This window comes from Streptomyces sp. NPDC008121, from assembly GCF_042957155.1.
Lineage (GTDB): Bacteria > Actinomycetota > Actinomycetes > Streptomycetales > Streptomycetaceae > Streptomyces.
On the sequence record NZ_JBIBHT010000010.1, the window covers coordinates 152807 to 172284 of the forward strand.

Here is a 19478-nt window from a genome sequence, read left to right on the forward strand (position 1 = left end):
GGAGTCGGACGGCCCTCACTTGCTGAAGGCCATCATCGTCTTGGTCTCCTTCTCGGCCTTGTCATTGCTGGCGCTCACCCGGCCGGCGGAGATGACGAAGATGCCGTTGCCGTAGGCGTAGCGGGCGTTGTAGAAGCTGCTCTCGACCTGGGCGGTGGAGGCCTGGTGCTGGAGCAGGGTCTTCGGCGCGCCTCCGGTGGGGGCGATGGTGGCGACGGTGCCGCCCTTGTCGTACGACGGCTCGGCGTATACCAGCACCTCCGAGCCCTCCATGCGCAGCGGGATCATGGTCTGCTCGCCGGGGGCCTTGGAACGCCACTTCGGCTTGCCCGTGTTGAGGTCGAAGGCGACGACCTCGTTCGGGGTGCCGTAGCTGGTCTCGGTGGCCATGTAGAAGGTGTTCGCGTCGGCCGCGACGCCGACGCACCCCGAAAGGTTCTTGCCGAAGATGACGAACGATCCGCCGCACTGGGGGGCGTACTTGTCGGTGCCGCCCTGGATCTGCGAGCGCAGCTTGCCGTTGGCGGTCAGCGCGAAGATCGTCCACTTCTTCTCGTCGCGCTGGGTGGCGGAGATGACCAGCGGGTTGATCGAGTAGACCTTGTCGACCTCCCAGTTGGGCTGGAGCCGGAAACTCCACCGGGGCTTGCCGGTGTTCGGGTCGACCTCGCTGACCTGCTGCTGCTTCTTGTCGACGTCGCCGGTGGGGCAGCTGTCGGCGGCGATCAGCTTCTCGCCGCCCGCGTAGGCGAAGGCCTTGCAGCCACTGGCGGGCGTGCCGAAGAGCTGCTTGCCGTCGGCGAGGGAGAAGCCGTACGAGCTGCTGGTGCCGGCCGCGGTGACGGTGTTTCCGCTGATGGCGAGGGTGTTGTCGTCGAAGGCGAACAGACCGGTGGCCTTGGGGACGGACCGCTTCCAGCCGGCCTTGCCGGTCTTGAGGTCGATCTTCTGCAGCGTCGTGCACTTGGCGCGGTCGCCGGCCTTGTCGTGGACGCCGATGACCATCGAGCCGTCGGCGGCCGGCGCCGACGGGGCGGCGCACATCTCGAAGGGCAGGTCGAGGTGCCACTTGAGCGCACCGTCGGTGAGGCCGTAGCCGTCGAGGCCCTTGTACATGCCCTTGACGACGACGTCGCCGACGACCCACGGGCCGTAGACGTCGGCGCCGTTCTTGGGCAGGTCGACGTTGTTCTTGAGCAGCCAGTTGATCTTCGCTTCGCCGGGCTGGCGCCCGCCGTTGAGGTCGTCCTCGCCGTTGCGGCCGTCCCCGTCACCGTTGCCGTCGCCCTGATCGACGGAGGGGGAGCCGGTCGGGGCGGTCGGGGTGGCGGTCGGCTTGGCGACCGGCTTCTCGTCGTCGCCGCCGCTGAGGGCGAACCAGGTGCCGCCGCCGATGACGAGCAGGGCCGCGACGGCCGCGGCGACGATGGCGCCGGGCTTGCCCTTGAAGGGGTTGTTGCCACCGGGCGGGGTGGGCGCGCCGGGGTACTGCGGCTGGCCGGGGTAGCCGCCGTAGGGGCCGGGCTGCTGGCCGTACGGTCCCGGCTGCTGGGCGTACGGGCCGGGCTGTCCCGGCTGCTGGGCGTACGGGCCGGGCTGTCCCGGCTGCTGGGCGTACGGGCCGGGCTGGCCGGGCTGCTGCGGGTAGCCGTAGCCGGGCGCGGGGGCCTGCTGCGGGTAGCCGTAACCGGGCTGCGTCGGCTGGCCGTACGGGCCCGGCGCGGCCGGCGGGGACTGCGGCGCCGGCGGGGACTGCGGCGGGACGGGGGGCATCGGCGGGACGCCTTGGTTCCCCTCGTTCGGTTCCGGTGCGCCGAAGCCCGGCGGCTGGTTGCTGGGCGGCTGGGTCATCAGCGTTCCCCCTTGACGTGAGCGGGTTTTCTTTCTACCACTCGGGGGATGGCGCAAAAGTGACCGGTCCGCCCGTTGTACCCAAGGGAGGACCGGCCCGTAATGCCTCCGTTACGCGTCCTCGGCCAGTTCGAGCCAGCGCATCTCCAACTCGTCGCGCTCGACGACCAGTTCCCGCAGCTCCGCGTCCAGCTTCGCCACCTTCTCGAAGTCTGTGGCGTTATCGGCGATTTGCGCGTGGAGCTTCGTCTCCTTGTCCGAGATCTTGTCCAGCTGACGCTCGACCTTCTGCAGCTCCTTCTTCGCGGCGCGGGTGTCCGCGGCGGACACCGTCTTCGCGGCGCCGGCCGACTTCGCGGCCGGGGCGGCGGGCGTCGGGACCGACGCCTCGATCATGCGCCGGCGCCGCTCCAGGTACTCCTCGATGCCGCGCGGCAGCATCCGCAGGGTCTGGTCGCCGAGCAGCGCGAACGTCTTGTCGGTGGTCCGCTCGATGAAGAACCGGTCGTGGGAGATGACGACCATCGAGCCGGGCCAGCCGTCGAGGAGGTCCTCCAGCTGGGTGAGGGTCTCGATGTCGAGGTCGTTGGTGGGCTCGTCGAGGAAGAGGACGTTCGGCTCGTCCATGAGCAGGCGCAGGAGCTGGAGGCGGCGGCGCTCACCGCCGGAGAGGTCGCCGACCGGCGTCCACTGCTTCTCCTTGGTGAAGCCGAACTGCTCGCACAGCTGCCCCGCGGTCATCTCGCGGCCCTTGCCGAGGTCGACGCGGTCGCGGATCTGCTGGACCGCCTCGAGGACCCGCAGCGTGGCGGGCAGTTCGGTGACGTCCTGCGAGAGGTAGGCGAGCCGTACGGTCTTGCCGACGACGACCTTCCCGTCGGCCGGCTGGGTCTCGCCCTGGGTGACGGCGGCGTCGGCGAGGGCGCGCAGCAGCGAGGTCTTCCCGGCGCCGTTGACGCCGACGAGGCCGATCCGGTCGCCGGGACCGAGCTGCCAGGTGAGGTGCTTGAGGAGCGTCTTGGGTCCGGCGGTGACGGTGACGTTCTCCAGGTCGAAGACCGTCTTGCCGAGCCGGGCGTTGGCGAACTTCATCAGTTCGGAGGTGTCGCGCGGCGGCGGCACGTCGGCGATCAGCTCGTTGGCGGCCTCGATGCGGTAGCGGGGCTTGGAGGTACGGGCGGGGGCGCCGCGCCGCAGCCAGGCCAGCTCCTTGCGCATCAGGTTCTGCCGCTTGACCTCCTCGGTCGCGGCGATCCGCTCCCGCTCGGCGCGGGCGAAGACGTAGTCGGAGTAGCCGCCCTCGTACTCGTGCACGTCGCCGCGCTGCACGTCCCACATGCGGGTGCAGACCTGGTCGAGGAACCACCGGTCGTGGGTGACGCAGACGAGCGCCGAGCGGCGCGTCTGGAGGTGGCCGGCCAGCCAGGCGATGCCCTCGACGTCGAGGTGGTTGGTGGGCTCGTCGAGGACGATCAGGTCCTGGTCGTCGATGAGGAGCTTGGCGAGCGCGATGCGGCGGCGCTCACCGCCGGAGAGCGGGCCGATGACGGTGTCGAGGCCGTGCTCGAAACCGGGCAGGTCGAGGCCGCCGAAGAGACCGGTGAGCACGTCACGGATCTTGGCGCTGCCGGCCCACTCGTGGTCGGCCATGACGCCGATGACCTCGTGGCGGACGGTGGCCTTCGGGTCGAGGGAGTCGTGCTGGGTGAGCACGCCGAGGCGGAGCCCGCCGCTGTGCGTGACGCGGCCGGTGTCCGCCTCCTCCAGCTTGGCGAGCATCCGGATGAGGGTGGTCTTGCCGTCGCCGTTGCGCCCGACGACACCGATCCGGTCCCCTTCGGAGACGCCGAGAGAGACACCGTCCAGCAGGGCACGGGTGCCGTACACCTTGCTGACAGCCTCGACATTGACCAGATTGACGGCCACTTTGACTCCTGTACGGGGGGATCGATCGACGTCCAAGGGTAGACGGCCCGGCAGGTGGGCCGGTGTGCGTGATCGTCCGGGGCCGCGCGGGCGCCCGCGGCGGGCGGGTGGCCCCTACCGGTGGGTCCGCCCCGCCCGCTCGACGAGGAGCCAGCCGAGCAGGGCCGTGGCCACCGCGACGGGGGCGGTGACGGGGACGGCGATCAGGGTGGCCGCGTGGCCCTCCAGGAGCCCGCCGAAGCCGGTCATGGAGAGGCCGAGGACACCGAAGAGGGCGAGGGTGGCACCGAGAGCGGCGAGCGGGGCGCGCCGGGGGCCCCTCGCCGGGGCGGAAGCGGAGGCGGTTGGGCCGGAGGCCCGGGCGGGCGGGGCGGCAGCGGAGGCGGCCGGGGCGGAGGCGCGGGCGGGCGGCGAAGGTCGTTCGAAGCCGCGGAAAGCGGCCACCAGCAGGGCGGTGAGCAGTGCGGCGGCGACGATCCGCGGGGGCACCTGGGCCCACCAGGCGGCCGTGGCCGGCTCCGGCGGCTCCAGGCCGAGCGCGAGCATCGCGCCGTACACGCCGAGCATCGCGGTCAGATGCCAGAGGAACGCCGTCATCGCGACCCCGTTCGCCAGCACCACCTTGTGCCAGACGCCGGCCCGGGCGGCGAAGCGCGCCCCGGGGCCCCGGCACAGCTCGACCGCGCCGACGAGCCACAGGCCGTGGCAGAGCAGGGCGAGGGTGGGCGGCGCCATGTTGGAGACCTTCTCCCCGGGCATCCCGACCATGGACAGCGGATACGGCCCGAGGGCGACCAGGAGGCCCGCGCCCACCAGGCCCGCGGTGGCGAGGACGGCCGGGCGGCGGATCCGGCCGTCGGCGCGCAGGAAGCCGAGCTGGTGGACGGCGAGCCAGACGAAGGCGAAGTTCAGGAACTCCACGAACGGCACCCCCGCGGCGAACCGCAGCACGTCGACGGCGACCGCCCCGCCGACGAGGAGCGCGAACGCCCCCCAGCCGTACCGCTCGTGCAGCCTCAGCAGCGGCGGGGTGAGGGCGACCATCGCGAGGTAGATGCCGATGAACCACAGCGGCTGGGCGACCAGTCGCAGCGCGACCCCGGTCAGCCCGTCGTCGCCGCCGACGAGTTGGAGGAGGAGGGCGGCGGCGCCCCACACCCCGACGAAGACCATGGTGGGCCGCAGCAGCCGCTGCAGCCGGGCGCGCAGGAAGGCCGCGTACCGGGGCCGGGAGCGGTAGGCGAGGGCGTGCGAGAAGCCGCCGACGAAGAAGAACACCGGCATGACCTGGAGCCCCCAGGTCACCCCCTGGAGCCAGGGCACGACGGCGAGCAGGTTGTTTACTTGCCCGTCGGCGCCGACGACGGCCATCAGCCAGTGCCCGAGGACGACGACCCCGAGCGAGGCGACCCGCAACAGGTCGACGTACCGGTCCCTGGACGCGGGTGTGGCGGCGGCGAGCTCCCGAGCGCTGATTCCCATGGGGGTACGGTCCCGCGCGGCACCGGCGGCCCGTGAGGGCGCGGATACTCAACCGCCGGGTGAGTATCCACGCGTACGGGGGCGGGGGCGGGGGCGTACGGCCCGGCCCGCGGCCGGTCAGCGCAGGATCGTCGCGCCCGGGGCCGGGGAGGTGGCGGGGCGGGCCGTACGGCAGGTGCCGGAGGCGAGCAGCGCGGAGGCCACCGCCTCCGCCGCCTGGGCGTCCTTGACCAGGAAGGCCGTCGTCGGGCCGGAGCCCGAGACCAGGGCGGCCAGGGCGCCGGCCGCCGTGCCCGCCTCCAGGGTGGCGGTCAGGGAGGGGCGCAGGGAGACGGCGGCCGGCTGGAGGTCGTTGGTCAGCGTCGCGGCCAGGGCGGCCGCGTCGCCGGCGCGCAGCGCCTCCAGGAGGGCCGGGGAGGCGACCGGCTCGGGGACGGTCACGCCCTCGTTGAGGCGGTCGAACGCGCCGTACACCGCCGGGGTCGACAGGCCGCCGTCGGCGACGGCGAAGACCCAGTGGAAGGCGCCGCTCACCGGCACGGCGGTCAGCCGCTCGCCGCGGCCGACGCCCAGCGCCGCCCCGCCGACCAGGCTGAACGGCACGTCGCTGCCGAGCTCCGCGCAGATCTCCAGGAGGTCGGCGCGCGCGGAGTCCAGGCCCCACAGCGCGTCGCACGCGAGGAGCGCGCCCGCGCCGTCGGCGCTGCCGCCCGCCATGCCGCCGGCGACCGGGATGTCCTTGGCGATGTGCAGGTGCACGTCGGGCGAGAGGCCGTGGCGGGCGGCGAGCAGCTCGGCGGCCCGCGCGGCCAGGTTGGTGCGGTCCAGGGGGACCTGGTCGGCGTCCGGGCCCTTGCAGGTGACCGTCAGCTCGTCGGCGGGGGTGGCCGTGACCTCGTCGTACAGCGACACGGCGAGGAAGACGTTGGCCAGGTCGTGGAAACCGTCGGGCCGCGCTCCGCCGACCGCCAGCTGGACGTTGACCTTCGCGGGCACGCGGACGGTCACCCCGCCCGCCGGGCCTGACGTCACGCCCGTCGCCGGGCCTTCCGCGGTGCCCGCCGCCGCCCCGTTCCGCGTACCGCCGGTCACTTCTTCGCCTCCGCGATCCGTGCGAACTCCTCCACCGTCAGCGCCTCGCCGCGCGCCTGCGGCGAGATGCCGGCCGCGACGAGCGCCTCCTCGGCGGCGGCGGGCGATCCCGCCCAGCCGGCGAGCGCGGCCCGCAGGGTTTTGCGGCGCTGCGCGAAGGCCGCGTCGACGACCGCGAAGACCTCCGCCTTGGAGGCGGTGGTCGCCACCGGCTCCGTGCGGCGCACCAGCGAGACCAGGCCGGAGTCGACGTTCGGCGCCGGCCAGAAGACGTTGCGGCCGATGGAACCCGCCCGCTTCACCTCGGCGTACCAGTTCGCCTTGACCGACGGCACGCCGTAGACCTTGTTCCCGGGCCGGGCCGCGAGCCGGTCGGCGACCTCGGCCTGCACCATGACCAGCGTCCGCTCGATCGAGGGGAAGCGGTCGAGCATGTGCAGCAGGACGGGCACGGCCACGTTGTACGGAAGGTTCGCGACCAGCGCGGTCGGCGGCGGCCCCGGCAGCTCCTGGACGTGCATGGCGTCGGAGTGGACCAGCGCGAAGCGGTCCTTCTTCCGCGGCAGGCGGGCCTCGATGGTCGCGGGCAGCGCCCCGGCGAGCACGTCGTCGATCTCGACGGCGGTCACCCGGTCCGCGGCCTCCAGGAGGGCCAGGGTCAGCGACCCGAGTCCCGGGCCCACCTCCACGACCACGTCGTCGGGGCGCACCTCGGCCGTCCGGACGATCCGCCGGACCGTGTTGGCGTCGATGACGAAGTTCTGGCCGCGCTGCTTGGTCGGGCGTACGCCAAGCGCCGCTGCCAGTTCACGGATGTCGGCGGGGCCGAGGAGGGCGTCGGGATCGGTGGTGCTCACCGGTACAGCCTACGGCCGCAGTGGGGCCAGGGACTCGCCCCCCGCTGCACGTAGAGCTTCTTCGCCCGGTACGTCTGTTCCGAGGCGGACGCGTCCTGGGCGACCCCGCTGCCGCCGAGCGAGCGCCAGGTGCCGGGGTCGAACTGGTAGAGCCCGCCGTAGGTCCCCGACGGATCGACGGCGTTCGGCCGCCCGCCGGACTCGCAGGCCGCGAGAGCGCCCCAGTCGAGCCCGTCGGCGCCGGCGACCGAGGCGGGCAGCGGGCGGGTGCCGACCTTCACCTGCTGGGTGACGGGCGCCCGGACGATCTCCTCGCCGATCTTCCTCGGCTTCTGCCGGACGCCGTTGACGGTCCGCAGCGCGTACGTGACCCGGCGCACGCCCTGCACGCCCTGCCGTTCGACGACCTCCGTGCCCGCGAACAGGTCCGGGTCGCGGACGCGCTCCACGGCGTACGGGACGGCCTCCTCCCGCACCTCCTTGCCGCCGGTGATCCGCATGACGGTGATGGTCTGTCCGTCGCGCGGGAAGGAGTCGGGCGGTACGGAGGTGGTGTCCTGGCCGGAGAGGGTGATCCCGGCCTGCTCGACGGCCTCCTGGACGGTGGCGGCGTTGGTGCGCAGGGTCCGTTCGCGGCCGTCGGCGAGGAAGGTGACGGTGCGTTCGGTACGGACGTCCAGGGCGAGGCCCCGCCGGGAGATGGGCGCCGAGCGGGAGACGGAGAGGTACGCCCCCTCGGCCCGGACCCCGAGCTGGCGCAGGGCGCCGTCGACGGTGCGTGCCGTGGTCCACACCTGGCGGCGCTGTCCGTCGAGGGTGAGGGCGACGGGCCGGCCGTACCGGACGACGACCTCGTCGCCGCTGGCCAGCTCCTCGCCGGGGGCGGGGGCGACGATGTCGTGGGCGCCGACGGCGAGGCCCTCGTCGGCGAGGAGTTCGTCGACGTCGTCGGCGAAGGTGTGCAGGGTGCGCGGGACCCCGTCGACGGAGAGCCGGACGGCCTTGTCGCTGGCGACGAAGGCGCTGGTGCCGCCGGCCAGGAAGGCGACGACGAGGGCCTGCGGGACGATCCGCCGCAGGCCGTCGCCCGCGGGCGGGGCGGCCTTGCGGCGGCGGGACGCCCGCCGCGCCTCGGCCCGGGTCGCCGGCGGGGGCGCGGGGGCCGGGCCCTGGCCGGGCACGAGGGGCGCCACCACGGTCGGCTGCTCATGGAGGGAGATGTCCGGCCGGCGTCCGCCGCGCGCGGCCCGGTGGCTTCCCTGCGAGGTGCTCACGAGGCCGGGACCCTAGCGGCAGCGACGGTCACTCTCCAAAGCGCCTCGACCACGAAACGTAACCGTTACCGATCGGTGATCGGCACCGGCCCGGCGTTCGACAGGCGAAGCCAGGGGTGCCGTCGGGGGGCCGCCGGGGTCAGTAGTCGAAGGCGGTCGCGGTGTTGACGGCGATCGCCGCGCACAGTTCGTCCTCGCCGGTCCCGCGGACGGCGGCCATCGCGCGGACGGTGACGGGGATCAGGTAGGGCGCGTTGGGACGCCCGCGGTAGGGCGCCGGGGTGAGGAAGGGGGCGTCCGTCTCGACCAGGACGAGCTCGGCCGGGGCGACCGCCAGGGCGTCGCGCAGCGGCTGGGCGTTCTTGAAGGTCATGTTGCCGGCGAAGGACATGTAGTAGCCCTTCGCGGCGCAGATCCGGGCCATGTCGGCGTCGCCGGAGTAGCAGTGGAAGACGGTCCGCTCCGGGGCGCCCTCCTCGTCGAGGATCCGCAGGACGTCGGCGTGGGCGTCCCGGTCGTGGATGACGAGGGCCTTGCCGTGCCGTTTGGCGATCTCGATGTGGGCGCGGAAGGAGCGCTCCTGGGCGGCGACGCCGTCCGGCCCGGTGCGGAAGAAGTCCAGACCGGTCTCGCCGACGGCGCGGACGTGCGGCAGGGCGGCGAGCCGGTCGATCTCGCCGAGCGCGTCGTCGAGGGCCGCGTCCCCGCCGCCCTCGCGGGCGCCCTGGCGGGACCAGCCGTCGGGGTCGCCGAGGACGATCCGGGGGGCCTCGTTGGGGTGCAGGGCGACGGCGGCGTGCACGTTGTCGTGTGCGGCGGCGGTCTCGGCGGCCCACCGGGAGCCCTTGATGTCGCAGCCCACCTGGACGACGGTCGTGACACCGACGGCGGCGGCCTTGGTGAGGGCCTCCTCGACGGTGCCGGACTGCATGTCCAGGTGGGTGTGCGAGTCCGCCACCGGCACGAGAAGCGGCTCGGGCAGGGGCGGCGGGGCGTCCTTGGAACTCATGCCCCGATCGTACGAGGGGCCGGGTGATCGCTCACGGCGGCCCGGGACGGCACAGCAGGGTGCGGTGGGATGCGGTGGCTCCCGGGGGCCGGGAGGCACCCGCCGGCGGGGAGGCGGCGACGGGTGGCCGACCCGGGCTCCGGAATCGCGGACCGCCCGTCAGGAGGCGGCCGGGGGCTTGCGGTGGAACAGGTCCGAGAAGCGCCGGTGGCGGGGCTCCTCGGGGGCCCCCGGATCCGGGAGCTCCGCCGGCCGCAGCGGCTCCTCGTGCGCCTCCGCGCGGACCGGCCCCGGAGCGTCCCGTCCCGGCCGGCCGGCCCGTTCCGTACGCCCGGCGCGGCCGGTCCGTTCGGCGCCGGTCCGTTCCAGGTCCTGCCCGATCGGGCCCGCCAGGCCGATGGGTCCCGCGGGGGCGACCCGCCGGCCGGCCCTGGTCTCGTCCCGGTGGTGGGCCTGCTCCCACGAGTCGAGCACCGAGGACACCTGCCCCGCGCGCATGATGCGGACGACGTGTCCGCCGCAGTTCACACAGGTGGGACTGGACAACGGTGACGCGACCCGCTCCCCGTTGGCCTTGTAGACGACGAATTCCTGGCCGGTGGCGTCGACGTGGTGCTCGATGTCGTACGCCTGCTCCCAGCCGTATCCGCAGCGCATGCACGCGAATGCGTATGCCTCATGCGCGACGGTGATGCCGGTGCCGGTGATCTCGCTCATGCCAGCTCCTCTCCACTGATTCAGTGGACGCCTTTCAGGGCCGGAGCGCATCAGCGCCGGTCGAACAATGGAAAGCTCTTTGGCGTTCCCTTGCCCGAAGGCCCTCAGGAGGCCCGCCGCGCGGGTTTGGCTTTGCCTTTCACGATAGACCTTTACCGTCCGGAGGGCTTGACGCGGCCGCGTTCTTCGCGGCGACGACGGCGTCGAAGACCTCGCGCTTGGGCAGGCCGGCGTCGGCGGCGACGGCCGCGATCGCCTCCTTGCGCCGCTCCCCCGCCTCCTCGCGCACCCGCACCCTGCGCACCAGCTCCTCGGGGCCCAGCTCGGCGGGGGCGGCGGCCGGGGCGCCCTCGACGACGACGGTGATCTCGCCGCGTACGCCGTCGGCGGCCCAGGCGGCCAGCTCGCCCAGGCCCCCGCGCTTGACCTCCTCGTACGTCTTGGTCAGCTCCCGGCAGACGGCGGCGCGCCGGTCGGCGCCGAAGACCTCGGCCATCGCGGCCAGGGTGTCGTCGAGCCGGTGCGGGGCCTCGAAGTAGACGAGGGTCCGCCGCTCGTCGGCGACCTCGCGGAGCCGCCCGAGGCGCTCGCCGGCCTTGCGGGGCAGGAACCCCTCGAAGCAGAAGCGGTCCACGGGCAGCCCGGACAGGGCGAGCGCGGTCAGCACGGCGGAGGGGCCGGGGACGGCGGTGACCTTGATGCCGGCCTCGACGGCCGCGGCGACCAGGCGGTAGCCGGGGTCGGAGACGGACGGCATGCCGGCGTCGGTGACCAGCAGCACCCGCGCGCCGCCGGTCAGCGCCTCGACCAGCTCGGGCGTACGGGCGGACTCGTTGCCCTCGAAGTAGGAGACGACCCGGCCCGAGGTGTGCACGCCGAGGGCGCGGGTCAGGCCGCGCAGCCGCCGGGTGTCCTCCGCGGCGACGACGTCGGCGGTCTCCAGTTCGGCGGCGAGCCGCGGCGGGGCGTCCGCGATCTCCCCGATGGGTGTCCCTGCAAGTACCAGCGTTCCTGTCACACGGGTCATCCTCGCAGCCCGGACAGGCGACTCGCACAGGCGCGTTCCCTACGATGGCGCGGTGACCAGTACCGCACCTGAGGCCCTGCAGGGTCCGCACGCCGTGGAAGAGCCCCCGCCGTGGCAGCAGCGCCTGCGGCGTTTCGGCTACACGCCCCTGGCCGGGGGCGCCGCCGGGCACGGGCTGCGGGAGCGTCTCGTACCGCCGTACACCCGGCCCTCGCGGCGGACCTGGTCGCTCCTGGGCATCTCCCCGGGCGGCGGGGACCGGCTGTGGCGGCTGGCCGGCTGGGGCGGTCCGCTGCTGGTGGCGCTGTTCGCGGGGGTGCTGCGGTTCTGGAACCTCGGCAAGCCGCACGCGGTGATATTCGACGAGACGTACTACGCGAAGGACTCCTGGGCCCTGATCAACCAGGGGTACGAGGGGGCGTGGCCGAAGGACATCGACAAGACGGTCCTGAAGGACCCCGGCTCGGTCCTGATCCCGACGGATCCGGGCTATGTGGTCCATCCCCCGATGGGCAAGTGGGTCATCGGCGTCGGCGAGAAGCTCTTCGACTTCACGCCGTTCGGCTGGCGGTTCATGGTGGCGCTGCTCGGCACGCTGTCGGTGCTGATGCTCTGCAGGATCGGGCGGCGGCTGTTCCGCTCGACGTTCCTGGGCTGTCTGGCGGGCACGCTGCTCGCGGTGGACGGCCTGCACTTCGTGATGAGCCGGACGGCGCTGCTGGACCAGGTGCTGATGTTCTTCGTGCTCGCGTCCTTCGGCTGTCTGCTGGCCGACCGCGACTGGGCACGGCGACGGCTCGCGGCGGCGCTGCCGACGGGCGAGGACGGCGGGCTGCGGCCGGACGCGACGGTCGCCGAGACGCTGCGGCTCGGGTGGCGGCCGTGGCGGCTGGCGGCGGGGGTGATGCTGGGCCTGGCGTTCGCGACCAAGTGGAACGGCCTCTACATCATGGCCGCGTTCGGGCTGATGGCGGTGTTGTGGGACGCGGGCGGGCGGCGCACGGCGGGTGCGGTCCGTCCGTACCAGGCGGTGTTCAAGCGGGACCTGGTGCCGGCGTTCGTCTCGGTGGTCCCGGTGGCGGTCCTCACGTACATCGCCTCGTGGACGGGGTGGATCGCCTCGGACAAGGGCTACTTCCGCAACTGGGCGGCGGAGCAGGACAAGCTGACGGGCGGCGGCTTCTGGTCGTGGCTGCCGGACTGGTTGCGGAGCCTGTGGCACTACGAGACCGAGGTCTACGACTTCCACGTCAACCTGACCTCGCACCACACGTACCAGTCGAACCCGTGGAGCTGGATCGTCCTGGGCCGCCCGGTCTCGTACTTCTACGAAAGCCCCTCCCCCGGCGAGGCGGGCTGCCCCGCGGACGCCACGGAGAAGTGCGCCCAGGAGGTCCTGGCCCTCGGCACCCCGCTGCTCTGGTGGGCGGCGTGCTTCGCGATCCTCTACGTCCTGTGGCGCTGGCTCTTCCGCCGCGACTGGCGCGCGGGAGCGATCGCCTGCGGCATCGCGGCGGGCTGGGTGCCGTGGTTCCTCTATCAGGAACGCACCATCTTCCTTTTCTACGCGGTGGTGTTCGTGCCGTTCCTGTGCCTCGCGGTGACGATGATGATCGGCGCGATGGTGGGGCCCCCGGGCTCCTCGGAAAGACGTCGGACGTTCGGTGCGGTGGGGGCGGGAGTTCTCGTTCTGCTCATCGTCTGGAATTTCATCTACTTCTGGCCGATCTATACGGGGACGTCGATTCCGATGGACGAGTGGCGTGGCCGGATGTGGCTGGACACGTGGGTCTGAGAGCCGGCGGGCCGGGGGTGGGGCGGTGAGGGGGGTCTCGCATAGCGTGGCCGTTCCAGCCGACGCCCCGTGACGAGGATCAGCCCCATGCGCAGCAGCACCGCGATCCGCCTGATAGAGCCCGCCGACGCCGCCCCGATCGCCGCGCACCGGGTGTGTGACGTGGAGGCCTTCCGGCCGTGGGAACCGGCCCAGCCCGCCGGCTTCTTCACGCCGGAGGGCCAGGCGGAGCGGATCGACGGCCTGCTGGCCGGGTACCGGGCCGGCACCGTGTGGCCCGGCGTGGTGCTCGCCGACGATCAGGTGATCGGGCAGGTCACCGTCGGCGGCATCCTGCCGCAGCCGCACCTGCGCCGCGGCTCCGTCGGATACTGGATCGCGAGCGTCGCCCAGAACCAGGGGCACGCCGGGCGGGCCGTCGAGCTCGTGCTCCGGGTGATGCGGGACGAACTCCGACTCCACCGCGCCGAGGCGTCCACCAACCTGGAGAACCTTCCGTCGCAACGGGTCCTGCGCCGCAACGGGTTCACCCCGTACGGCGTCGCGCACTCCTCGATCTTCCTCGACGGGAGCTGGCGGGACGGCCTGCTGTGGGAGCGGATCCTCGGCGACTGACCCGCCCCTGAGCCGGGCCGGCGGGGCGGGGAGGCCCGGTGGTCACGACTCCTCGGGGGCGACCGGGGTGATGTGGCTCAGGACGCACCGCCAGCGGCCGTCCCGTCGTACGAACACGTCCGTGGTCCATTCGTCCGCGTCGTGGCGTTCGCCGCGGTAGTGGGCCGTGTTGGTGACCCGGCCGGTGAACACCGCCGTGTCGCCGTAGACCCGGACGCGGGGCGGACTGATCAGGTCCATGGCGGAGTGGGTGAGGTCCCCGGAGGAGACGAAGGAGAGGAACTGCTCCTTCGTCGCGATGCCCGACTCGGAGACGATCACCCACTCGTCGGCCATGAAGGCGCCCATGCGGTCGGCGTCGTCGGAGGTGATGGCCGCGGCCCACTCCTCGGCGAGGGCGATGAAACGGGCCTCCGTCGGGGCATCGGGGCGGGGGTCCGGCGGAGGGGCGGGGCGGGGGCCGGCCGGGGCGCCGGAAGGGGCCTCCGTCCGGGCGTCGGTACGGGCCTCCGTCGGGGCGTCGCCCTCGTCCGGAGGCGGCGGGTCCGGGGGTCGTGTGGCGTCCACACGTCGAACGTAGCCCCGCCGGGGCGGCTCGGCGAGTGGATCGCGGAACGGTAACAAGCATCCCCGTGGTCACACCTGTCACCTAGGTTGGGGGGATCGCCGGGGGAGGGGAGGCGCAGCCATGCGCAGCGGGGTGAAGGTCGCGATCGTCGGGGGCGTATTCGTCGTCGTGGCGAGCGGGGTGGGGTACGGGGGTTACAACCTCTGGAGCGGGATCAGCGGGGGCGCGGAGACGACGTCCCGGTCGGCGCCCCAGGAGAAACGGTCCGGCCCCGTCACCGGCGAGGAGGTGACGAACACGGCCGAGGAGTTCCTGGCCGCCTGGGCCGCCGGGGAGCCCGAGCGGGCGGGGCAGGCGACCAACAACCCCGTCGAGGCGGGTCCTGCCGTGATCAACCACCGCGAGGGAGCGAAGGTCTCCCGGGCCGTCATCACGCCCGGCGCGGCCGTCGGCGCGCGGGTGCCGTTCACGGTCAGCGCCACCGTGACGTACGAGGGGCGGTCGAAGCCCTGGACGTACGCCTCGGAGCTGACCGTGGTGCGCGGCCTGAGCACCGGCCGGCCGCTGGTCGACTGGAAGCCGTCCGTCATCCACCCCAAGCTGACCAAGGGTGCGACGCTGCGGACCGGCGAGGCGGAGACCGCCGCCGTGAAGGCCGTCGACCGCCGGGGCGTCGAGCTGACACCGGAGAAGTACCCTTCGCTCGGGCCGGTCCTGGACCAGCTGCGCGAGCGGTACGGCGACAGGGCCGGCGGCGAACCCGGCATCGAGACCTGGATCGAGAGCGCCGGGGGAACCGCTCCCGCCACCACCCTGCTGACCCTCGCCGCCGGCAAGCCGGGCGAGCTGAGGACGACCCTCGACGCGGGCGTCCAGGCGGCGGCCGAGCGGGCGGTGAAACGGTACGCCGGGGCGTCGGTGGTCGCGATCAAGCCGAGCACCGGGGAGATCCGGGCCGTCGCCAACAACCGCGCGGACGGCTTCAACGCGGCGCTTGAGGGGCGGCAGGCGCCCGGCTCCACGATGAAGATCGTCTCCGCCGCTATGATGCTCGAGCGGGGTCTGGTCGACGGCCCGTCGAGCACGGTCGAGTGTCCGTCGACCGTCGACTGGGACGGCCGGACCTTCCACAACCTCGACGACTTCTCCCTGCCCTCCGGCACCACCCTCCAGCGGGCCTTCGCCCGCTCCTGCAACACCACCTTCATCAAGCCCGTCAAGCCGCTCGGCGCGGAGGCCGGCACCGCGCTCGGCGACACGGCCCGCACGTATTTCGGCATCGGCCTGGAGTGGAAGACGGGCGTGGTCTCGCAGGACGGTTCCGTTCCGCCGTCGACGGGCATCGAGACCGCCGCCTCGTACATCGGCCAGGGCAGGATCACCATGAACGCCCTCAACATCGCCTCGATCACCGCGACCGCGAAGAACGGTTCCTTCAGGCAGCCGATCATCGTGGCCAAGGAGCTGGACGGCCGCGAGCTGGCGGAGGCCGAGCCGCTGCCCGGCTCCGTCGGCAAGACCCTGCGCGAGCTGATGCGCGCGGCCGCGCGGGGCGAGGGCACGGGCGCCCGCGCGATGGCGGGCGTGGGCGGGGACAAGGGCGCCAAGACCGGTTCGGCGGAGGTCGACGCGGCGGCCTCCTCCAACAGCTGGTTCGCGGGCTTCGCCGACGACCTGGCGGCCGCCGCGGCCGTCGAATCGGGCGGCCACGGCGGGGACGCGGCCGGACCGATCGTGGCGAGCGTGCTGAAGGCCCGCTAGGGCATGTCGACTAGCGTGCGCCGTTGTGATCCTGGCGGTGCCGGAGTCGGTGGGTGAGCGCACGATCGGTCGGCCTGAGCGTTCGCGGTCCCCCTACAACCTCAGGTCGGCCCGAGCGTTCGCGGTCCCGCCCAGGCAGCCCTGAGGGGGCCGACTCCGGCGGCGAACTCAGTCGAGAACAGGCAGTTGCCACGCGAAGCGACGGACAGCGTCGGTGAAGGCGTCCGGATCGTCGAAGTTCGCGAGATGTCCTGCCCGCGGGACCAATTCGACGCGGGCGTGCGGATGGGCGCGGGCGAAGTCCGTCTCGCCGGAGCGGAAGACCGTGTCCTTCTCGCCGTTCAAGATCAGCACAGGAGCGTCCACATGACGCATCGCACCCGCGTCGAAGCGGCCCAACACCTCGCCCCAGGCAGCCGGAAGTGTGTGGAAGGCGTAGCCGGAGGAGATGGTCGCCTCCACCACCTCGCGAGGATAGAGCCGGCGCAACAACCGGTCGTTCCACCGGGCCAACCGGTCCGCCGGAAGACGAGGGACGAGCCCGGCGGCCCACCGGTACGGAGTTGCCCACGGGCCACGAGTCGAGGCACTGGCCCCCGCGAGGACCAGCCCCCGCAGCCGCTCGGGGCAGCGCCGCGCGAACTCCAGCGAGGCGTATCCACCGAGCGAGTGCCCGACGACCAGCGCCGGACCCCCGTCGAGCGAGTCCACCGCGGAAGCGATGATCTCCGTCGCGGCGTTCAGGCTCCAGGGTTGAGCCGAGCGGGCACCGTGGCCCGGGAGGTCGACAGCGGCTACCGGGAACTCCTCGTCGAGTGCGGCGAGCTGTGGGCTCCACTGTCCCGCGCTGAACCGCGTCCCGTGTACGAAGACAATGGGCGGCGCACCCGCTGCAGTCATGAATCCCCCAGATCAGCACTGTCCTCGAACCGACTCTACCGGCGGGCCATCGGCGTGGAGAGGCGGAGCCGCTGACCGGCGAGGACATTCGGTCACCGTGTGACGCGCCGGCCGGGAGCTGTGCCGGGTGGCGCGTGACCGTCATCCCGTCGGGTGGCGGCACGGGGTCCGGGAGATGGCCGGGGGGCCACGAGGGGCGCGGCGTGACGAGGTCGGAGGCCGTCACGACGTTGCGTGACCCCCAGGCGGTCGCGTGGCTCATACACGTACCGGTACGGTGCGGGGCATGACCACATCGACCGCGCACGTCCTCGCCGCCGAGGCCCCGCGAGAGCGGGGCCCGGCCGTCGGGATCCGCCGCTTCCCGGACGAGAGCCGCACCGGCGCCGAGACCGTCGGCCGCGCTGTCTCGGACCACGAGGTGGTGCGGGCGGCGGCGATCCGGGTGCGGGTCGCGCCCGTCCGCGGGCGGGCCGCGTGACCCCGCTGGTCGCGGCGGCGGTGCTGACGGCCGCCGTGACGCACGCCAGTTGGAACGCGATCGCGCACCACATACGCGACCAGCTGCTCTCCTTCACGCTGATCGCGGGCGGCGGCGCCCTGATCGGCACGGTCCTCGCCTTCTTCGCGCCGCTGCCGGCGGCCGGCGCGTGGCCGTACCTCGCCGCCTCCGCCGTGCTGCACGTCGGCTACTACGTCCTGCTGATGCGGTCGTTCACGCTCGGCGACTTCGGCCAGATGTACCCGATCGCGCGGGGTACGGCTCCGCTGGCGGTGACCCTGCTCGCCGCGGTCTTCGTCGACGAGATCCCGGACGGATGGCAGCTCACGGGCGTCGCGTTCGCCTGCGCGGGCTTGACGGGCCTGGCCCTCTGGGGCATCCGGGGCTCGGGCCGCCGCCCCGACTGGGCGGCCCTGCTCGCCGCGGGCGCCACGGGCCTGGCGATCGCCGGCTACACGGTCGTGGACGGCGTCGGCGTCCGCGCCTCCGGCACCCCGCTCGGCTACATCGCCTGGCTGATGATCCTGGAGGGCCTGGCGATCCCGGCGTACGCCCTCTACCGCCGCCGCTCCGCCCTCCTCCCCCAACTCCGCCCGCACGCGGCCCGCGGCCTCCTGGGCGCGGCCCTCTCGGTCGCCGCCTACGGCCTGGTCCTCTGGGCCCAGACCCGCGCGGCCCTGGCCCCGATCGCGGCGCTGCGCGAGTCCTCGATCATCGTGGGAGCGGCGATCGGCACCCTCTTCTTCAAGGAACGCTTCGGCGGCCCCCGGGTGGCGGCGGCGGGCCTGATGGTGGTGGGCATCGGGCTGATGCTGCACACGTCCTGAGTCCGGCTCCGACCGCCGCGCCCAGCAGCCGGCTCCCGTCAGATCTCGTACAGGTGGTGCGGGATCGCTCGTCGCCAGACCGCTTCGAAGGCGGTGGTGCACAGTCTCACCGTCTCGGGGTCGTCGGTGATCTCGTCGTCGACCACCGCGCCGTCGCCCGAGAAGTGGTGCACCCGAAGAAGTGTGTCGTCAAACAACCAGAAGTCGTTACCAGGCAGGGGGATGTCCGTGGCCTGTCGTCTGGGCAGCCAGCGAACCTCCTCGCCGGCCGTGACGTTGGCATAAGTGACGTAGTGCTCCCAGCGGATGTATTCCGTCACGGGCTCGGAGACGATACGGGCCCTGCGGATCGAGACACCCCTGGACACGGTGTCACTGATCAGCTGGTCGTAGGGGTGCCACCATGACTCACGGTCCGACCAGTCGATCAGCTCTCCGCGCTTCCACGCTTCGAAACGGTCCGTGGCGGCATAGGAATCGCGCAGCTCCAGGTGTACGGCGGACCGCTCGCACCGGCTGAGCAGCTCACCGAAGCCGGGCACGTTCGACGGCATCACATGCCTCCCTGATCAGCGGAATCATGCGGGACGGGATCCTGACGCTGGACGCTTTGGACAGCCTGTACTCGTGAGCGGCTGAAGGCCGAACCGGCGGCCTCCCGTTCCCGGGTGCCGCCGGTTCGCCTGTGCGGAGCCGGGGTCGCCGCACGGCCCTTCACATCACTACGGCGCACCGCTCACGGACAGCTCTGCCCACACGAGTTTGCCGGAGCCACGGCGGTCGTCGATGCCCCACTTCGCGGCAAGGGTGTCGACCAGCGGAAGCCCCCAGCCGCCGCAGGCGCCGTCGACCGGCAGCGCCATCAACGGCCGCCGCTCGGGTGCGTCGTGGACCTCGATGCGCAACGCACCCGGCACGCGGGCGAAGTGCGTCTCGATCTCCCGGCCTGGCACCCGGCCGTGGCGTACGGCGTTCGTCAGCAGCTCGGAAAGCACGAGCGAAGCCGCGTCCTCGACGGCCCCCCACTCCCACCGAGCCAGCGTCCGTCGCAGCTCCCGGCGGGCACGTGGCACGCTCCGTGCGGTCTGGGCCCAGCGCAGGACGACGGTGCCACCGTCCCGGGGGGCCGTCCCTGCGGACTCCATCAGGCCACCTCCACACCATGGATCGACCGTGGCCCTACGTCGACGCCGTGGACGGCCGGCCACGGAGCCCGCCGCCGCTGCCGCTGCGTTCGGCTTCGCTGCCGGGAGGCTTCGTGGGCGTCAAGGTAGG

At 73.0% G+C, this 19478-nt stretch carries 18 protein-coding genes; 5 read left to right on the forward strand and 13 right to left on the reverse strand.

All coding sequences use genetic code 11. From position 1 onward, the window contains the following. Window positions 1-15: 15 nt before the first annotated feature. The 9 genes from ACFZBD_RS30055 to rsmI all read right to left on the reverse strand — a co-directional run bounded on the left by ACFZBD_RS30055 (window position 16) and on the right by rsmI (window position 11235). Complete coding sequence (locus ACFZBD_RS30055; protein WP_391145663.1) at window positions 16-1851, reverse strand: PQQ-binding-like beta-propeller repeat protein; 1836 nt, start codon at window positions 1849-1851, stop codon at window positions 16-18. 111 nt (window positions 1852-1962) lie between these two features. After that, window positions 1963-3777, reverse strand: coding sequence for an ATP-binding cassette domain-containing protein (locus ACFZBD_RS30060; RefSeq protein ID WP_391145666.1), 1815 nt, complete (start codon window positions 3775-3777; stop codon window positions 1963-1965). Window positions 3778-3891: 114 nt separating this feature from the next. After that, the gene (locus ACFZBD_RS30065; protein WP_391145668.1) at window positions 3892-5259 is read right to left on the reverse strand and encodes an acyltransferase family protein; all 1368 of its coding nucleotides are present in this window, start codon (window positions 5257-5259) and stop codon (window positions 3892-3894) included. Between the two features lie 117 nt (window positions 5260-5376). Continuing rightward, entirely contained in the window at window positions 5377-6291 is a 915-nt protein-coding gene (locus tag ACFZBD_RS30070) for a 4-(cytidine 5'-diphospho)-2-C-methyl-D-erythritol kinase (RefSeq protein ID WP_391146131.1), read from the reverse strand. A 56-nt stretch (window positions 6292-6347) separates the two neighbouring features. Beyond that, complete coding sequence (gene rsmA / locus ACFZBD_RS30075) at window positions 6348-7208, reverse strand: 16S rRNA (adenine(1518)-N(6)/adenine(1519)-N(6))-dimethyltransferase RsmA (RefSeq protein ID WP_391145671.1); 861 nt, start codon at window positions 7206-7208, stop codon at window positions 6348-6350. Continuing rightward, the gene (locus ACFZBD_RS30080; RefSeq protein ID WP_391145674.1) at window positions 7205-8482 is read right to left on the reverse strand and encodes a ubiquitin-like domain-containing protein; all 1278 of its coding nucleotides are present in this window, start codon (window positions 8480-8482) and stop codon (window positions 7205-7207) included. The genes rsmA and ACFZBD_RS30080 overlap by 4 nt, the downstream gene beginning before the upstream one ends. 139 nt (window positions 8483-8621) lie before the next feature. Continuing rightward, window positions 8622-9491 carry a TatD family hydrolase gene (locus tag ACFZBD_RS30085; RefSeq protein ID WP_391145677.1) on the reverse strand — a complete coding sequence of 290 codons (870 nt, stop codon included), beginning with the start codon at window positions 9489-9491 and terminating at the stop codon, window positions 8622-8624. A 159-nt stretch (window positions 9492-9650) separates the two neighbouring features. Next, window positions 9651-10208, reverse strand: coding sequence for a hypothetical protein (locus ACFZBD_RS30090; protein ID WP_391145680.1), 558 nt, complete (start codon window positions 10206-10208; stop codon window positions 9651-9653). A gap of 139 nt (window positions 10209-10347) precedes the next feature. Further along, complete coding sequence (rsmI, locus tag ACFZBD_RS30095) at window positions 10348-11235, reverse strand: 16S rRNA (cytidine(1402)-2'-O)-methyltransferase (protein ID WP_391145683.1); 888 nt, start codon at window positions 11233-11235, stop codon at window positions 10348-10350. 52 nt (window positions 11236-11287) lie between these two features. Here rsmI and ACFZBD_RS30100 point away from each other — a divergent pair, with 52 nt between their 5' ends. Both ACFZBD_RS30100 and ACFZBD_RS30105 read left to right on the forward strand, forming a co-directional pair. Continuing rightward, window positions 11288-13030, forward strand: coding sequence for a phospholipid carrier-dependent glycosyltransferase (locus ACFZBD_RS30100; protein WP_391145685.1), 1743 nt, complete (start codon window positions 11288-11290; stop codon window positions 13028-13030). A gap of 87 nt (window positions 13031-13117) precedes the next feature. Beyond that, window positions 13118-13645 carry a GNAT family N-acetyltransferase gene (locus tag ACFZBD_RS30105; protein WP_391145688.1) on the forward strand — a complete coding sequence of 176 codons (528 nt, stop codon included), beginning with the start codon at window positions 13118-13120 and terminating at the stop codon, window positions 13643-13645. A gap of 42 nt (window positions 13646-13687) precedes the next feature. On the opposite strand, the gene ACFZBD_RS30110 is transcribed toward ACFZBD_RS30105, so the two are convergent. Continuing rightward, window positions 13688-14212, reverse strand: coding sequence for a DUF4440 domain-containing protein (locus ACFZBD_RS30110; RefSeq protein ID WP_391145690.1), 525 nt, complete (start codon window positions 14210-14212; stop codon window positions 13688-13690). Window positions 14213-14333: 121 nt separating this feature from the next. On the opposite strand from ACFZBD_RS30110, the gene ACFZBD_RS30115 reads away from it, so the two are divergent. Beyond that, window positions 14334-15974, forward strand: a complete 1641-nt coding sequence (locus ACFZBD_RS30115; RefSeq protein ID WP_391145693.1) for a penicillin-binding transpeptidase domain-containing protein — start codon at window positions 14334-14336, stop codon at window positions 15972-15974. 168 nt (window positions 15975-16142) lie between these two features. Here ACFZBD_RS30115 and ACFZBD_RS30120 read toward each other — a convergent pair whose 3' ends face one another. After that, complete coding sequence (locus tag ACFZBD_RS30120) at window positions 16143-16874, reverse strand: alpha/beta fold hydrolase (protein WP_391145695.1); 732 nt, start codon at window positions 16872-16874, stop codon at window positions 16143-16145. 286 nt (window positions 16875-17160) lie between these two features. Between ACFZBD_RS30120 and ACFZBD_RS30125 the strand changes: the two genes are divergently transcribed. Beyond that, window positions 17161-17355 carry a hypothetical protein gene (locus ACFZBD_RS30125; protein WP_391145698.1) on the forward strand — a complete coding sequence of 65 codons (195 nt, stop codon included), beginning with the start codon at window positions 17161-17163 and terminating at the stop codon, window positions 17353-17355. Then, entirely contained in the window at window positions 17352-18203 is an 852-nt protein-coding gene (locus tag ACFZBD_RS30130) for an EamA family transporter (RefSeq protein WP_391145701.1), read from the forward strand. Before ACFZBD_RS30125 ends, ACFZBD_RS30130 begins: the two co-directional genes overlap by 4 nt. Before the next feature lie 38 nt (window positions 18204-18241). Here the strand turns inward: ACFZBD_RS30130 and ACFZBD_RS30135 are convergent, their stop codons facing one another. Together ACFZBD_RS30135 and ACFZBD_RS30140 are read right to left on the reverse strand one after the other, a co-directional pair. Beyond that, window positions 18242-18757, reverse strand: a complete 516-nt coding sequence (locus tag ACFZBD_RS30135; protein ID WP_391145704.1) for a DUF6879 family protein — start codon at window positions 18755-18757, stop codon at window positions 18242-18244. Between the two features lie 168 nt (window positions 18758-18925). Beyond that, window positions 18926-19348, reverse strand: a complete 423-nt coding sequence (locus tag ACFZBD_RS30140; RefSeq protein WP_391145708.1) for an ATP-binding protein — start codon at window positions 19346-19348, stop codon at window positions 18926-18928. Between the last annotated feature and the right edge of the window lie 130 nt (window positions 19349-19478).

Bases quoted from the DNA above. Each gene is read 5' to 3' on its own strand.
- ACFZBD_RS30085 (WP_391145677.1), bottom strand. From the start codon at position 9,491: ATGAGTTCCAAGGACGCCCCGCCGCCCCTGCCCGAGCCGCTTCTCGTG.
- ACFZBD_RS30120 (WP_391145695.1), bottom strand. From the start codon at position 16,874: ATGACTGCAGCGGGTGCGCCGCCCATTGTCTTCGTACACGGGACGCGG.
- ACFZBD_RS30055 (WP_391145663.1), bottom strand. From the start codon at position 1,851: ATGACCCAGCCGCCCAGCAACCAGCCGCCGGGCTTCGGCGCACCGGAA.
- rsmI (WP_391145683.1), bottom strand. From the start codon at position 11,235: ATGACCCGTGTGACAGGAACGCTGGTACTTGCAGGGACACCCATCGGG.
- ACFZBD_RS30115 (WP_391145693.1), top strand. From the start codon at position 14,334: ATGCGCAGCGGGGTGAAGGTCGCGATCGTCGGGGGCGTATTCGTCGTC.
- ACFZBD_RS30090 (WP_391145680.1), bottom strand. From the start codon at position 10,208: ATGAGCGAGATCACCGGCACCGGCATCACCGTCGCGCATGAGGCATAC.
- ACFZBD_RS30140 (WP_391145708.1), bottom strand. From the start codon at position 19,348: ATGGAGTCCGCAGGGACGGCCCCCCGGGACGGTGGCACCGTCGTCCTG.
- ACFZBD_RS30065 (WP_391145668.1), bottom strand. From the start codon at position 5,259: ATGGGAATCAGCGCTCGGGAGCTCGCCGCCGCCACACCCGCGTCCAGG.
- ACFZBD_RS30135 (WP_391145704.1), bottom strand. From the start codon at position 18,757: ATGCCGTCGAACGTGCCCGGCTTCGGTGAGCTGCTCAGCCGGTGCGAG.
- ACFZBD_RS30125 (WP_391145698.1), top strand. From the start codon at position 17,161: ATGACCACATCGACCGCGCACGTCCTCGCCGCCGAGGCCCCGCGAGAG.
- ACFZBD_RS30105 (WP_391145688.1), top strand. From the start codon at position 13,118: ATGCGCAGCAGCACCGCGATCCGCCTGATAGAGCCCGCCGACGCCGCC.